Annotated in this window: 16 protein-coding genes and 1 tRNA gene; 14 read left to right on the top strand and 3 right to left on the bottom strand. The window is 70.9% G+C overall.

Translation table 11 applies throughout. The features are described from left to right. Nucleotides 1–36: 36 nt before the first annotated feature. Nucleotides 37–438, bottom strand: a complete 402-nt coding sequence (locus tag ACZ5UI_RS20580) for a hypothetical protein (RefSeq protein ID WP_464190485.1) — start codon at nt 436–438, stop codon at nt 37–39. A 12-nt stretch (nt 439–450) separates the two neighbouring features. Then, nucleotides 451–852: a hypothetical protein gene (locus ACZ5UI_RS20575; RefSeq protein ID WP_464190483.1), complete on the bottom strand. Its 402-nt coding sequence runs from the start codon at nt 850–852 to the stop codon at nt 451–453. Between the two features lie 38 nt (nt 853–890). Between ACZ5UI_RS20575 and hemB the strand changes: the two genes are divergently transcribed. The 9 genes from hemB to ACZ5UI_RS20530 all read left to right on the top strand — a co-directional run bounded on the left by hemB (nt 891) and on the right by ACZ5UI_RS20530 (nt 8525). Beyond that, nucleotides 891–1856, top strand: a complete 966-nt coding sequence (gene hemB / locus ACZ5UI_RS20570) for a porphobilinogen synthase (RefSeq protein ID WP_464190481.1) — start codon at nt 891–893, stop codon at nt 1854–1856. Beyond that, the gene (gene ahbA / locus ACZ5UI_RS20565) at nt 1841–2917 is read left to right on the top strand and encodes a siroheme decarboxylase subunit alpha (protein ID WP_464190479.1); all 1077 of its coding nucleotides are present in this window, start codon (nt 1841–1843) and stop codon (nt 2915–2917) included. Before hemB ends, ahbA begins: the two co-directional genes overlap by 16 nt. Further along, nucleotides 2917–4200: a glutamate-1-semialdehyde 2,1-aminomutase gene (gene hemL, locus ACZ5UI_RS20560; RefSeq protein ID WP_464190477.1), complete on the top strand. Its 1284-nt coding sequence runs from the start codon at nt 2917–2919 to the stop codon at nt 4198–4200. Before ahbA ends, hemL begins: the two co-directional genes overlap by 1 nt. Beyond that, a complete protein-coding gene (locus ACZ5UI_RS20555; RefSeq protein ID WP_464190475.1) occupies nt 4197–4634 on the top strand; it encodes a hypothetical protein in 438 nt (145 codons plus the stop codon). The genes hemL and ACZ5UI_RS20555 overlap by 4 nt, the downstream gene beginning before the upstream one ends. A 128-nt stretch (nt 4635–4762) precedes the next feature. Then, on the top strand, nt 4763–5344 hold the full coding sequence (locus tag ACZ5UI_RS20550) for a QcrA and Rieske domain-containing protein (RefSeq protein ID WP_464190473.1): 582 nt from the start codon (nt 4763–4765) through the stop codon (nt 5342–5344). Further along, on the top strand, nt 5341–6138 hold the full coding sequence (locus tag ACZ5UI_RS20545) for a cytochrome b (RefSeq protein ID WP_464190471.1): 798 nt from the start codon (nt 5341–5343) through the stop codon (nt 6136–6138). The genes ACZ5UI_RS20550 and ACZ5UI_RS20545 overlap by 4 nt, the downstream gene beginning before the upstream one ends. After that, the gene (locus ACZ5UI_RS20540; protein WP_464190469.1) at nt 6135–6869 is read left to right on the top strand and encodes a c-type cytochrome; all 735 of its coding nucleotides are present in this window, start codon (nt 6135–6137) and stop codon (nt 6867–6869) included. Before ACZ5UI_RS20545 ends, ACZ5UI_RS20540 begins: the two co-directional genes overlap by 4 nt. A gap of 64 nt (nt 6870–6933) precedes the next feature. Then, the gene (locus tag ACZ5UI_RS20535) at nt 6934–7578 is read left to right on the top strand and encodes a class I SAM-dependent methyltransferase (protein WP_464190466.1); all 645 of its coding nucleotides are present in this window, start codon (nt 6934–6936) and stop codon (nt 7576–7578) included. After that, entirely contained in the window at nt 7575–8525 is a 951-nt protein-coding gene (locus ACZ5UI_RS20530; RefSeq protein WP_464190464.1) for a polyprenyl synthetase family protein, read from the top strand. Before ACZ5UI_RS20535 ends, ACZ5UI_RS20530 begins: the two co-directional genes overlap by 4 nt. On the opposite strand, the gene ACZ5UI_RS20525 is transcribed toward ACZ5UI_RS20530, so the two are convergent. Beyond that, entirely contained in the window at nt 8522–8938 is a 417-nt protein-coding gene (locus ACZ5UI_RS20525; protein WP_464190461.1) for a hypothetical protein, read from the bottom strand. The genes ACZ5UI_RS20530 and ACZ5UI_RS20525 overlap by 4 nt on opposite strands. 107 nt (nt 8939–9045) lie before the next feature. Between ACZ5UI_RS20525 and ACZ5UI_RS20520 the strand changes: the two genes are divergently transcribed. The 5 genes from ACZ5UI_RS20520 (at nt 9046) to ACZ5UI_RS20500 (ending at nt 13031) form a co-directional block, all read left to right on the top strand. Continuing rightward, nucleotides 9046–9312: a Sec-independent protein translocase subunit TatA/TatB gene (locus ACZ5UI_RS20520; protein WP_464190459.1), complete on the top strand. Its 267-nt coding sequence runs from the start codon at nt 9046–9048 to the stop codon at nt 9310–9312. Nucleotides 9313–9321: 9 nt separating this feature from the next. Further along, nucleotides 9322–10329 carry a twin-arginine translocase subunit TatC gene (gene tatC / locus ACZ5UI_RS20515; protein WP_464190457.1) on the top strand — a complete coding sequence of 336 codons (1008 nt, stop codon included), beginning with the start codon at nt 9322–9324 and terminating at the stop codon, nt 10327–10329. Next, entirely contained in the window at nt 10329–11039 is a 711-nt protein-coding gene (locus ACZ5UI_RS20510; RefSeq protein WP_464190455.1) for a hypothetical protein, read from the top strand. The genes tatC and ACZ5UI_RS20510 overlap by 1 nt, the downstream gene beginning before the upstream one ends. 42 nt (nt 11040–11081) lie before the next feature. Further along, nucleotides 11082–11154, top strand: a tRNA-Lys gene (locus ACZ5UI_RS20505). Between the two features lie 140 nt (nt 11155–11294). Next, the gene (locus tag ACZ5UI_RS20500) at nt 11295–13031 is read left to right on the top strand and encodes a hypothetical protein (RefSeq protein ID WP_464190453.1); all 1737 of its coding nucleotides are present in this window, start codon (nt 11295–11297) and stop codon (nt 13029–13031) included. The last annotated feature ends 1 nt before the right edge of the window (nt 13032 follow it).

The following is a 13032-nucleotide window of genomic DNA, read 5'->3' as shown; positions in this document are numbered from 1 at the left end:
AACGAACGGCGGGCATCGCGCGAAGCGGCTCGGCCGCTAGTGCTTGGTGATCGAGATCTCGTCGAGCAGGAAGCCGTGGTTGCTGGCGTTGTTGCAGTTCAGCCCCATGGACCCGTAGGAGCAGACGATGCCCTTCCACACCCAGCGGTCACCGGGCAGGATCGTCTTTGGCCGGCCGTTGTAGCCGCCGTAGTCGCTGCGGGCGACGATCCGCGTGGAGCCCGTCGACTTCAGCTGCGCGTAGCGCGGCGCCCCGTGGCTCTTTCCCAGGCCGGGGCTGTTGCAGTTGACCATCTTTCCCTCGGCGGGAACGCTGCCGTAGCAGGAGATCCGTCCGTCCTTGGAGAGGATCGACGTGGCGTGGATCGTCTTGGCCTGCGCCGCCGCCGGGATCAGCAGCGCCGCGGTCAGGAACGAGACAACCGTGAGTCGAAACATGACCGAATCGTGTCAGAGCGGCCGGTAGCCCGTCGGCCCGATGTTGAACCCCTTCTGCTGTCGGTTCAGGCAGGTCATGCCGTCCTTGCCGGCCGTGCAGGTGATCCCGTGCCAGACCCAGCGATCGTGCAGCTTGAGCCGGGCCGGGTGGCGCACGTCGTAGCCGCCGTAGTCGCCGCGCTGGCCGAGCTTGGACGGGCCGGTCGGCTTCAGGCTGACGAACGGATCGAGCCCGCCGGTGTCGGGCAGGGAGTCCGACGAGCAGACGATGCCGCGCCCTTCCAGCGGGATCGTGGCGTAGCAGTCGATGCCGGCGTAGGTGATCGCCTTGGCGGTGGTCGTCCGGGCCTGGGCGGCAGGGGTGAGGAGCAGGAGCGCGCCGAGCAGCGCTGCGGCGAGCAGGCGGGGGGTCATGGCGCGAGATCGTGGCAGACCCGCACTAAGGTCAGTGCATGGCCTTTCCGCAGACCCGTCTGCGCCGGCTGCGTCGCACCGCCGTCCTGCGCGACCTCGTTCGCGAGACGGTCGTCCTGCCCCAGCAGCTGCTGTTGCCCCTGTTCGTCGAGGCCGGTCTCGACGGTTCGCGCGAGATCGGGGCCATGCCCGGCGTCAGCCGTCACGGCGTCGCCTCCGCGGTCGCCGAGGCGGCCGAGGTGCAGCAGCTCGGGCTGGGCGGCGTCGTGCTGTTCGGCATCCCCGCCCACAAGGACGAGGAGGGCTCGGAGGCCTGGGACGACGAGGGCGCCGTCCAGCTGGCCACGCGCGCCATCAAGGCCGCGCACCCCGACGTGACCGTGATCACCGACGTGTGCCTGTGCGAGTACACCAGCCACGGGCACTGCGGCCTGCTGCGCGCCGACGGCAGCGTCGACAACGACTCCTCGCTGGAGCTGCTGGCCCGCACCGCCGTCTCCCACGCCCGCGCCGGCGCCGACATGGTCGCGCCCAGCGACATGATGGACGGCCGCGTCGGCGTGATCCGGGCCGCGCTGGACGCCGAGGGCTTCGCCGACACGGCGATCATGGCCTACAGCGCCAAGCACGCCTCGACCTTCTTCAGCCCGTTCCGCGACGCCGCCGGCTCGACCCCGGCGTTCGGCGACCGCCGGGGCTACCAGATGGATCCGGCCAACGGCGACGAGGCGGTCCGCGAGACCCTGCTCGACGTCGAAGAGGGCGCGGACATCGTCATGGTCAAGCCGGCGCTCAGCGCGCTGGACCTGATCTGGCGCATCAAGCAGGAGACGCGCATGCCCGTCGCCGCCTACCAGGTGAGCGGGGAGTACGCCATGATCAAGACCTCGTCGATGGACGATCGGGCCCTGGCCTTGGAGACGTTGACCGCGATCCGTCGCGCCGGCGCCGACATCGTCATCACCTACTTCGCGAAGGACGCAGCACGATGGCTGGCAACCTGAAGATCCGGGCGCGCAAGGATGGCGCCGCGGTCCCCCTGTCCGATCAGGACAAGCAGCTCCTCAACGCGATGCAGGGCCGCTTCCCGCTGGACCCGCGCCCCTACGCGCACGTCGCCGCGGACATCGGGATGACCGAGGACGCGGTCATCGCCCGCGTCCAGGAGCTGCTCACCGACCGCATCATCCGCCAGGTCACGCCGATCTACGACACGCGCGCCTTCGGCTACGGCTCGATGCTCGTGGCCGCCAAGGTCGACGCCGAGCACCCGTGGGGTCCGGCCAAGATCATCAACAGCCACCCCGGCGTGTCGCACAACTACCTGCGCAACCACGAGTTCAACATGTGGTTCACGATCGCCGTGGAGGAGGACTCCAAGCTCGGCCTCCAGGGCACGCTGGACCTCCTGCAGGAGCTCACCGGCGCCGAGTCGATCCGCCAGCTGCCGACGCTGGAACTGTTCAAGATCCGCATGGACCTCGAGATGAGCGGCGACGCCAAGTCGCTCTCCTCCCAGGGCGAGATCCAGGAGCCCGCGCCGTCGCTGCGCGTGGCCTACGACGAGTTCGACCGCGAGGTCGTCCGGGCCACCCAGGGCGACCTCCCGGTGGTGCCCGAGCCCTACGCGCCCGCGGCCGCGGCGCTGGGCATCAGCCAGGAGAAGCTGCTCGAGCACCTGGCCGGGATGAAGGAGCGCAACCTGCTGCGCCGCGTCGCGGCGATCCTCTTCCACCGTCGCGCCGGCTTCAGCGCCAACGGCATGGGCGTCTGGCAGGTGCCCGAGGACCGCATCGCCGAGGTCGGGCCGCGCATGGCCGCCTTCCGGGGCATCTCGCACTGCTACCAGCGCCCGACCTACGCCGACTGGCCCTACGCGCTGTTCACGATGGCCCACGGTCGCTCCAAGGAGGAGTGCGACGGGATCCTCGACGCGATCGAGGCCGAGATCGACTGCATCGAGGACCGCGCGATCCTCTACAGCTCGACCGAGTTCAAGAAGATCCGCCTGCTCTACTTCACCGACGACTTCAAGCGGTGGGAGCAGGAGTACGCGGGCGTCTGATGCCCGCTTCCATCCGTGACACCCGCTCGGCGGAGCTGTACGCCCGAGCGGTCGCCGTGCTGCCCGGCGGCGTCAACTCGCCGGTGCGGGCCATGCGGGCGATCGGCCGCGACCCGCTGTTCGTCGTGCGCGGCGAGGGCGCGGAGCTGATCGACGCCGACGCCAACCGCTACGTCGACTGGGTCTGCTCGTGGGGCCCGCTGATCCACGGCCACGCGCATCCGCAGATCCTCGAGGCGATCGCCGCCGCCGCGCAGAACGGGACGAGCTTCGGCGCGCCGACTCTGGGCGAGGTCGAGATCGCCGAGGAGGTCGCGCGTCGCATGCCGGCGGTGGAGATGCTGCGGATGACGTCGTCGGGGACCGAGGCGGCGATGAGCGCGATCCGCCTGGCCCGCGCGGCCACCGGCCGCGAGAAGCTCCTGAAGTTCGCCGGCGCCTACCACGGCCACTCCGACGGCCTGCTGGCCGAGGCCGGCTCGGGCCTGGCCACCCAGGGGCTGCCCGCCAGCCCCGGCGTCCCCGCCGCCTCGACGGCCAACACGATCACGGTGCCCTGGAACGACCCCGAGGCGGTACGCGCGGCCTGCGCCGCCCACGCGTTCGCGGCGATCATCTGCGAGCCGCTGCCGGGCAACATGGGCCTCGTGCCGCCCGCGGACGGCTTCCTGGACGTCCTGCGCGCGCAGGCCGACGCCAACGGCGCGCTGCTGATCTTCGACGAGGTGATCAGCGGCTTCCGCGTGGCCCGCGGCGGCGCTCAGGAGACGCACGGCGTGCTGCCCGACCTGGTCGTGCTCGGCAAGGTCATCGGCGGCGGTCTGCCCGCGGCGGCCTACGGCGGGCCGCGCACGCTGATGGAGCGCATCGCCCCGGCCGGCGACGTCTACCAGGCGGGCACGCTGTCGGGCAATCCGCTGGCCGTGGCCGCCGGCCTGGCCACGCTGGAGCTGCTCGACGACGCCGCCTACCTGCGCCTGGGCGCCACGACCGACGCGCTGGCCCAGGGCCTGCGGGACGCCGCCGGCGACCGCCCCGTCCAGGTCCAGACCGTCTGCGGCCTGGTCACCACCTTCTTCAGCGGCGAGCCCGTCCGCGACTACGAGGGCGCCAAGCGCTGCGACCTGGAGGCCTACGGGCGCTGGTGCCGGGCGCTGCTGGCCCGGGGCGTCTACCCGCCCGCCTCGCAGTTCGAGGCCTGGTTCGTCTCGACCGCGCACACCGAGGAGCAGCTCGACCGCACGCTGGCCGCCGCGACCGCCGCCTTCGAGGAGGCCTGGTGAGCCAGGCGCTGGCCGCGACGCTGCGCGCCGAGGGCGGCCTGCTGGCCGGCGCCCTGCGCACCGACGTGGCGCCCGAACCGGCCGCGCCGGCCGCCCGCGCGGCCGCCGGACCGCGCAGCGCCGGCCGCGCCGCGGAGGTCGAACTGCTGGTCGAGGCGATCCACGAGGGGCACCTCCTGCACTACGCCACGGGCCGCACGGTGAGCCAGTCCGATCCCGACCTGGCGCTGCTGGCAGGCGACCGCCTCTATGCTCTCGGCCTCGACCGGCTGGCTCGCCTCGGCGATCTGGTCTCGGTCGGAGCCCTCGCCGGAGTGATCGCGGAATGTGCGCAAGCGCATGCCGCGGGCGATCCGGACGGTGCTGACACGGCCTGGCAGGCCGGTGCCGACACCGTCGGATGGGGGATAGACGAACGCGGCCTGACGCCGTAGAACCAGCCTGAGGAAGTACGATCCGCATCGCCGTGGCCAAGGACCGCAGACAAACCAAGAGCAAGTACACCGCTGACCGGAACATCCCGGGGGCGTTCGAGGGTGAGACCGTCACCCGTCGTCGCTTCATGACCGGGACGGTCCATGCGGGTGGTGCGATCGCGACCGCCGCGTTCGCGCTTCCGGCCCTGGGCTTCGCCCTCGGGCCCGTCTTCGAGAAGAAGGAAGTGCGGTGGGAGGCCGTTGGCCCCGTCGCCGACTTCGGACCGTCGACCTACGTCCCGAAGGTGTTCACCGAGGCCTACGGCATCGGTGACGTCGGCAAGACGACCGTGTACGTGCGCCAGCACGACGAGGCCGTCGACGGTCCGCAGAAGGACGAGTACGACGGCTTCATCGCCATCTCGACCCGCTGCATGCACCTGGGCTGCCCCGTGCGCTTCGTGCCGGCCTCCGAGCGCTTCATCTGCCCGTGTCACGGCGGCGTCTACGACTTCCAGGGCAAGCGCACCGGTGGACCGCCGGTCCGCCCGCTCGATCGCTTCTACACCCGTGTGCGTGAGGGCCAGGTCGAGATCGGCCCCCGCTTCTCGGTGAACTCCGAGCTGCGCCGCTTCTCGCCCCGCTTCCCGGGTGAGCCGCTGGACGGCATCGGCCAGTACCTGTACCCGTCGCGTCCGACGGCCCGCAAGCTCCCCGGAACGTCATGAAGCTGAAGCTCCCCGCACCGCCGATCCCGTCCGCCCTCAAGGGGCCGCCCAAGCGTCCCGGCGAGAAGAAGCTGGGTCCGGTCGGCGCCGCCAAGGAAGGCGGCATCTCCGCCGTCGACTGGGTCGACGAGCGCACCGCGCTGTCCGGCGGCGCGCGCTGGATGATGTTCCGCAAGGTCCCCAAGGGGACCAACTGGTTCTACACCCTGGGCTCGGCGACGATGTTCGCCTTCCTCAACCAGGCGGTCACCGGCGTCTTCCTGGCCATGTACTACGACCCGTCGGCGACCAACGCCTACGAGTCGGCCCGGTACATCACCAACGAGGCGTTCCTGGGCGAGTTCGTCCGCGGCATGCACAAGTGGGGCTCGACCGTGATGGTCGTCCTCGTGTTCCTGCACATGGGACGAACGTTCTTCTTCGGGGCCTACAAGTACCCGCGCGAGCTCAACTGGGTGGTCGGCGCGGTGCTGCTGGTGCTGACCATGCTGATGTCGTTCACGGGCTACCTGCTGCCCTTCGATCAGAAGTCCTACTGGGCCACGATCGTCGGCGTGAACATCAACGGCACCGGCCCGCTCGTCGGTCCGTACCTGAACGACTTCCTGCTGGCCGGCCCAGAGTTCGGGGCAACGACGCTGTCGCGCTTCTATGCGATCCACATGCTGCTCGTCCCCGGGTTGATCGCGGCGCTGATCGGCGCCCATCTGTACCTGGTCGCCCGGCTGGGCACCACGGCGCCGCCGTGGATCAAGGCCGAGAAGGACCCTGATCTGCGCAAGGAATCGACGTGAATCGCCAGGAGAAGGAGGAGTACCTCCGCGAGTACGCGATCCTGAAGTCGCAGGGGAAGCCGTTCTTCCCCTACGCGGTGGCCAAGGACTCGATCATGGCCGTGATCGTCATGGCCGTGATCATCGCGCTGTCGATCGTCATGGGCGCCGAGCTCGGGCCCAAGGCGGATCCGACGACGACCACGTACGTGCCGCGTCCGGAGTGGTACTTCTACTTCCTCTTCGAGCTGCTGCGCGTGATCAAGCCGGACTTCCTGGTCCCGCTGGCCACGCTGGGCATCCCGACGATCTGCCTGATCTTCCTGTTCCTGCTCCCGTTCATCGACCGGGGGCCGGAACGCCGTCCTGAGCGCCGTCCGCTGGCCACCACGTTCGGCATCTTCGTGATCGCCGCGATGGCCTACCTGACCTACCTCGGGGCCAGCGCCGGCTCGCCGACCTCGATCGACCTGGAGACGCCCAAGGGCGTGTCGCAACAGGGCGGCACCGTTCTGGCCCAGTTCGAGGCCGGCCGGGCCGTGGCCGCCCAGTCGGGCTGCCTGGCCTGCCACAAGTTCGGCGAGAACGGCAACGACGGCCCGGGTCCGGACCTGACGGACATCGGCGAGCGCCTGAAGGCTCAGGCGATCGCGCGGACGCTGATCAACCCGACCGCGCCGATGCCGTCGTTCAAGGACCTGCCGGAAGACAAGTTCAACAACCTCGTCGTCTTCCTGTCGAACCTGAAGTGACCGCATCCGGGCACGGCCACTCGTGACCGCGTCCGGGACCCTGCCGGAGGGGCAGGTCCGGGCCATGTTCGACCGCATCGCGGGCGTCTATGACCTGATGAACTCGGTCATGACCGCGGGCCTGCACCATCGCTGGCGCCGGCGTGCGGTCGATCTGGCCGAGGTCGGACCGGGCTCGAAGGTCCTCGACGTGGCCACCGGCACCGGCGACCTGGCCATCGAGGCCGCGTCGCGCGGCGCCGAGGTGATCGGCAGCGACTTCTCCCCGGGCATGCTCGAGCGCGCCCGCGTCAAGGCGCCCGGCATCACGTTCGAGCAGGGCGATGCGCTGGCCCTGACCTACGGCGACGACCAGTTCGACGCCGCCACCGTCGGGTTCGGCGCGCGCAACTTCGCCGACCTGGAGCAGGGCCTGCGCGAGATGACCCGCGTCGTGCGGCCGGGCGGCAAGGTCGTCGTGCTGGAGATCACCACCCCGCAGCGCCCTCCGCTGTCGACCTTCTTCTCCCTGTGGTTCGACCGCGTCGTGCCGCTCGTCGGGCGCGTCGCCGGCGATCCCGACGCCTACAGCTACCTGCCGAGCTCCGTCAAGCGCTTCCCCGCCCCCGATGGGCTGGCGGCCACGATGCAGCGCGCCGGGCTGCGCGACATCCGCTGGATCCTCACGGCCGGCGGGATCATCGCCCTCCACGTCGGCACCGCGGAGTGAGCGCGGAGGTCGAGGCCCTCGTCGCGACGCGCGGTGATGCGCTGCGCGAACGTCTGGAGCGTGTCGAGGAGCGGCTGCGGGCGATCGCCGCGCAGGCGCGGGCCCCGCTGGACGCGCTGGCCGGCGACACGATCGCCGCGGGCGGCAAGCGCCTGCGCCCGCTGCTGGTGCTGCTGGCCGCCGGAGAGCCGACGGACGATGACGCCGGCCTGATCCGCGCGGCGGTCGCCGTCGAGCTGGTGCACTCGGCCACGCTCGTGCACGACGACGTGCTGGACGCGGCGCCGCTGCGCCGCGGCCATCCGACCGTGTGGGCGATCGCCGGACGCGAGGGTGCGACCGCGACGGGCGACTACCTGTTCGCGCGGGCCTTCTCCGAGCTCGTGGCCAACGAGCGCATCGACGAGGTCACCGTTCTGTCGACGGCCAGCTCCGCGCTGGCCGAGGGCGAGCTGCTGCAGCGCGAGGACGCCTTCGACGCCTCGATCACGCTGGAGCGCTACCTGCTGCGCTGCGAGCTGAAGACCGCGCGGCTGTTCGAGGCGGCCTGCCGGCTGGGCGCGCTGGAGGGCGGCGCGGCCGGCGACGCCGACGCGCTCGCGCTCTTCGGCCGGCGCATCGGCCTGGCCTTCCAGCTGCTGGACGACGTGCTCGACGTCTCCGGGCCGGTCGAGCGCACCGGGAAGCCGCGCGGCACCGACCTGCTCGACGGCACGGTCACGCTGCCCTACATCCTGGCCCGCGAGCGCGACCCGGGGATCGGCGACGTGCGCGTGTCCGACGCCGCCCAGGCCGAGGCGCTGTGCGACCGCATCGCCGCCACGGGCGCGCTGGACGAGGCCCGCGCCCGAGCGCTGGCCATCGTGGCCGACGCGAAGGCCGAGCTGCCGGTCCGCGACGAAGCCCTCGAGCTCGTCGCCGACAACGTCGTCGCCCGATACGCCTAGAAGTCTTCGGGGAGGATCAGCCCGGCGCGGAGGGCGTCGACGAACCGGTCGATCTGCTCCTCCATGTTGGCCTGGACCATCCGCTTGAGGTCGCGCACGACGGCCTCGGTCCCGCGATCGAGCGTCTCGTCGAAGCGCTCGACGACGTTCTGCTCGAAGACGCCCGTGCCGGTCCACTCGCAGTTGGGGCAGCGCAGCGTGACCTGCCAGTGCACCGAGCCGGCCTCTTCCCAGTCGACGGGGTAGACGAGCTCGCTGGAGCAGCTGCCGCACACGTGCAGATCGGTGTGGGTGGAGCTCATCGAGGCGTGGTCGGGATGCGCCTGCTCGAAGTAGACGACCTCGATCGTCTTGCCCGAAGGCAGCACCACGCGCCGCACGAACTGCTGGCGGTGATCAGGCTGGGCACTCACGGACGCATCTCCTTCATGACCCGTACATCGGCGGGGGCGAGATGGTCCTTGAGCCCCACTGGCCAACCTGGCGGATGTGTCCAGCACAGACCGGTACCCTGAGGGGCATGTTCAACCAGATCGGTCCTCTGGAGATCGGCATCGTCCTCGTGATCGTGCTGCTGATCTTCGGCCCCAAGCGGCTCCCCGGGTTGGGCAAGCAGCTGGGGACCGGCATGCGCGAGTTCAAGGACTCGATCACCGGCAAGGACGACGACGGCGACAACAAGGACGCCAAGGACGCGTTTGGCGAGACGGCGACCCTGGCTTCGGCCGAGGAGACGCCGCCGGTCAGCGAGACCAAGCCTGCCGGCACGGCTGAGCCGCGCAGCTAGCGGAGCGCCATGGCCGCTTCGACGGCACTTCGTCGCCCGGTCAGCCATGAAGACCACCTGAGCCTCGTCGAGCACCTCGACGAGCTTCGCTCGCGCCTGGTCATCTGCCTCGTCGCGGTGGTCGTCCTGTTCGGGCTCTGCCTGTGGCAGAACGATCGGCTGCTGAGCATCGTCAACCACCCGTTGACCTCGCAGACCGAGAAGCAGATCAACAGCGGCAAGGGGACGCTCGGCGGCATCTCCAAGACGCAGAAGGCCCTGCTGGCCGTCGCGGTGTCCGATCGCGCGACGCTCGCCGCGCTGGCCAAGCCCGACTCGGGGCTGTCGGCCTCCACCCGCGCCGCGCTCCGCGTGCGCATCGTCGCGATCGACCAGGCGATCGCGGACATGCCCAAGACGATCACCGGCAACAAACCGGTGACCCTGGGCATCGGCGAGCCGTTCACTATGACGCTGGCCGTCTCGTTCATGTTCGCGCTGATCCTGGCCATGCCGATCCTGCTGTTCCAGGTGTACGCGTTCATCATCCCGGCCTTCACGCGCGAGGAGCGAAGAGCGGCGGTCCCGCTGATGTCGCTCGTGCCGATCCTGTTCGTGCTCGGGGTGGCCTTCGGCTACTTCCTGGTGCTGCCACCGGCGGTGCGCTTCCTGCAGAACTTCAACACCGACGAGTTCAACGTCCTGGTCCAGGCCAAGGACTACTACAAGTTCGTGGCCATGACGCTGCTGGCCACCGGCCTGGTCTTCCAGGTTCCGGTCGGCATCCTGGCCCTGACCCGGCTCGGCGTCCTCAACGTGCGGATGCTGCGCAAGAACCGTCGCTACGCTTGGGTCATCGCAGCGGTGGTCGCGATGCTGCTTCCGGGCACCGACCCGATCACCATGCTGATCCTGATGGCCCCGCTCGTGCTCCTGTTCGAGCTGAGTATCCTGCTCGCCGTCGTCTTCACGCCCAAGCACGTGCCTGGGATCGCTGACGAGGACGAAGACGACGACCCCCACGACCGAGACGACTGATGCTGTTCGACCTTCGCGGCCGCGGCCGCAGACGCACCGTCAAGGTGATCTACCTCGGCCTCGCCGTGATCATGGCCGTGGGCCTGGTCGGCTTCGGCATCGGCGGAGCCACCAACGGCGGCTGGATCGACTCCCTGTTCGGCAGCGGCGGCTCGAGCAACTCGAGCAACGACGTCTTCCAGAAGCGCGTCGACCAGAACGTGGCCAAGCTGGAGGCCAACCCGAGCGACCAAGCCGCGCTGGCGGCGCTGGTCAGCGCCCGCTACCAGCTGGCCCAGGAGTTCGCCGCGGACCCCGACAAGGCCAAGGACTCCAACGCGCAGCTGAACCTGGCCGCGCGCACGTGGACGCGCTACCTGGCCACGAACCCCGATCCGGTCGACGACTCGGCGGCGCGCACCGCCGTCAACGTCTTCGCGGTGCTGCAGAAGCCCGAACAGGCCGTCGCGGCGCAGGAGTTCGTGATCGACGCTTCCGGCGACGCGGCCACGTACAACCAGTACGAGGCGCTGTTCAACTACGCCTACGCCGCCGGCCAGACGCGCAAGGCGGACCTGGCCTACGACAAGACGCTGGAGCTGGCGCCGTCCAAGGACACCAAGGCGCAGGCCAAGGCGCGCATGGACCAGGTCAAGACGCCGGCGAGCGGTGACACCACCGGCACGACCACCACGACCACACCGGCGACGACCAGCACCACCGGCGAGTAGCCGGGATTGACACAGCGGGGCGGCTAAACTGTCCCGCGTCCCGGGCCGTTAGCTCAATTGGCAGAGCAGGGGACTCTTAATCCCAAGGTTGAAGGTTCGATTCCTTCACGGCCCATAGCGATCGACGCCCCGCAGTGCGGGGCGTCGCGCGTTGTCGACGAATATCGACGCGCAAACGGGCGCGAATTCGCCAGACTGTCGCCGGAACAGCACGCAGCGAAGGAGCGCAGTGTCGAAGTCGGCTGGGTTGACGTCGTGATCGGCAGGGGGTGGGTGGTCGCCGCCGTGGCGTTGGTGGGCGGCCTCGGCGCGGGCGCGCTGGCCACGGTGGTCCCCGCGGCCGAGGGCGAGTGCGATTCGATGAGCTCGACGACCGGCTACGTGATCGTCAGCTGCGACGCCTCCGGCGGCGACGTGACCGTGCCCGGCGGGCGCACCGTCACGGTCGAGCTGGCCGGTGGCTCCGGCGGCAACGCCGGCGACCAGGCCGGCGGGCCTGGCGCGGTGGTCAACGGCTACTGGGTGCCGGACGCGGACACCGTCGTGCGCGTCGCGCCCGGCTCCCGCGGCGCCGACGGGCATGCCGAGGGCGAGGCCCGCAGCGGCGGTGGCGGTGGCGGCGGCTCGTGGATCCTCCTGCCCGTGGGCGACGGCGAGGGCGGCGTGGAGCGCGCGCCCGACCCGTGGCTGTTCGTCGCCGGTGGTGGCGGCGGCGCCGGCCTGAACGACAGCTTCGGCGGCGCCGGCGCGGGCGGCACGCCCAGCGGCGGCAACGGTGGCGGTGGCGCGACCGGCGCGACGCTCGACGGCCCGGGCGCGGGCAGCGGCGGCGGTGCCGCCGGCAAGGGCACCGAGGGCGGAGAGGGCGTCTACGGCGGCGGCAGCGGCGGGAGCGGCTACTACGGTGGCGGTGCCGGCGGCGAGGACGGCGGCGGCGGGGGCGGCGGCTCGTCCTACGCGGGCGTCGGCGATGCGTTCTACACCACGGCCTCCCTGCCCGGTGACGGCTGGGCGCGGCTCAGCTGGCGGGCGGACGAGCGCACTCCGCCCGCGTTCACCAGCGCCCCCAGCGCCGCGTTCGTGGCCGGGACGCCCGGCAGCTTCACGGTGAGCGCGACGGGCACGCCGGCGCCGGCACTGCAGCTGGCCGACGGCGCGTTGCCCCCGGGGCTCACCTTCATCGACGACGGCGATGGCCACGCGGTGATCAGCGGGGTGCCGGCGGCCGGGTACGGCGCGACCTCGGTGGTCACGCTGCGCGCGGCCAACGGCGTCGAGCCCGACGCCACCCAGCAGCTGGCGATCACCGTCACGGTGCCGCCCGGCCCCCCGCCCACCGATCCGCCGCCAGCGCCGCCGTTCACCCCCGACTTCACCGCCGGTCAGACCACGGAGACCCAGCAGGACCCCGATCTGGTCCCGGTGGCCGACGAGACGGTGGTCGTGACGCCGGTCTCCGGCACCGTGCTGATCCGCCGCCCCAACGGCGAGGTGACCGAGCTCAAGGCGGGCGAGGTGATCCCGATCGGCTCGATCATCGACGCCCGCAACGGCGTCGTTCGTCTGACCGCGGCCCGCGACCAGAGCGGCGTGGTGCAGACCGCGATCTTCTGGAACGCGATCTTCAAGGTCACCCAGCAGGCCGATGGCGGCGCCGGAGGCCGCGCGCGAGCGGCGGCGACCGCGCCGAAGAAGCTGCTGACCGAGCTGACGCTCACCCAGCACGCGACGGGCTGCAACGGCAGGGCACGCGCCGCGGCGGGCAAGAAGGCCGGCGGCCTGTGGGGCGATGGCAAGGGGCGCTTCCGCGTGCGCGGCGAGTCCAGCGCGGCCACCGTGCGCGGCACCAAGTGGTACGTCGAGAACCGCTGCGAGGGCACCTACACCCGCGTCGTGCGGGGCATCGTCGCGGTCAACGACTTCGTCAAGCGCAAGACGATCATCCTGCGCGCCGGCGGCACGTACACCGCCAAGCCGAGGAAGCGCGGGTGAG

The sequence above is a fragment of the Conexibacter sp. JCM 18997 genome, assembly GCF_055391915.1.
Note: the sequence above shows the minus strand (reverse complement) of the source record. Positions and strands in the feature narration are given on the sequence as shown.

What these genes read in the sequence shown, in the direction of transcription:
- ACZ5UI_RS20580 (WP_464190485.1), bottom strand. Translation starts at nt 438, where the DNA reads ATGTTTCGACTCACGGTTGTCTCGTTCCTGACCGCGGCGCTGCTGATC.
- ACZ5UI_RS20575 (WP_464190483.1), bottom strand. Translation starts at nt 852, where the DNA reads ATGACCCCCCGCCTGCTCGCCGCAGCGCTGCTCGGCGCGCTCCTGCTC.
- hemB (WP_464190481.1), top strand. Translation starts at nt 891, where the DNA reads ATGGCCTTTCCGCAGACCCGTCTGCGCCGGCTGCGTCGCACCGCCGTC.
- ahbA (WP_464190479.1), top strand. Translation starts at nt 1,841, where the DNA reads ATGGCTGGCAACCTGAAGATCCGGGCGCGCAAGGATGGCGCCGCGGTC.
- hemL (WP_464190477.1), top strand. Translation starts at nt 2,917, where the DNA reads ATGCCCGCTTCCATCCGTGACACCCGCTCGGCGGAGCTGTACGCCCGA.
- ACZ5UI_RS20550 (WP_464190473.1), top strand. Translation starts at nt 4,763, where the DNA reads ATGACCGGGACGGTCCATGCGGGTGGTGCGATCGCGACCGCCGCGTTC.
- ACZ5UI_RS20545 (WP_464190471.1), top strand. Translation starts at nt 5,341, where the DNA reads ATGAAGCTGAAGCTCCCCGCACCGCCGATCCCGTCCGCCCTCAAGGGG.
- ACZ5UI_RS20535 (WP_464190466.1), top strand. Translation starts at nt 6,934, where the DNA reads ATGTTCGACCGCATCGCGGGCGTCTATGACCTGATGAACTCGGTCATG.
- ACZ5UI_RS20520 (WP_464190459.1), top strand. Translation starts at nt 9,046, where the DNA reads ATGTTCAACCAGATCGGTCCTCTGGAGATCGGCATCGTCCTCGTGATC.
- tatC (WP_464190457.1), top strand. Translation starts at nt 9,322, where the DNA reads ATGGCCGCTTCGACGGCACTTCGTCGCCCGGTCAGCCATGAAGACCAC.
- ACZ5UI_RS20510 (WP_464190455.1), top strand. Translation starts at nt 10,329, where the DNA reads ATGCTGTTCGACCTTCGCGGCCGCGGCCGCAGACGCACCGTCAAGGTG.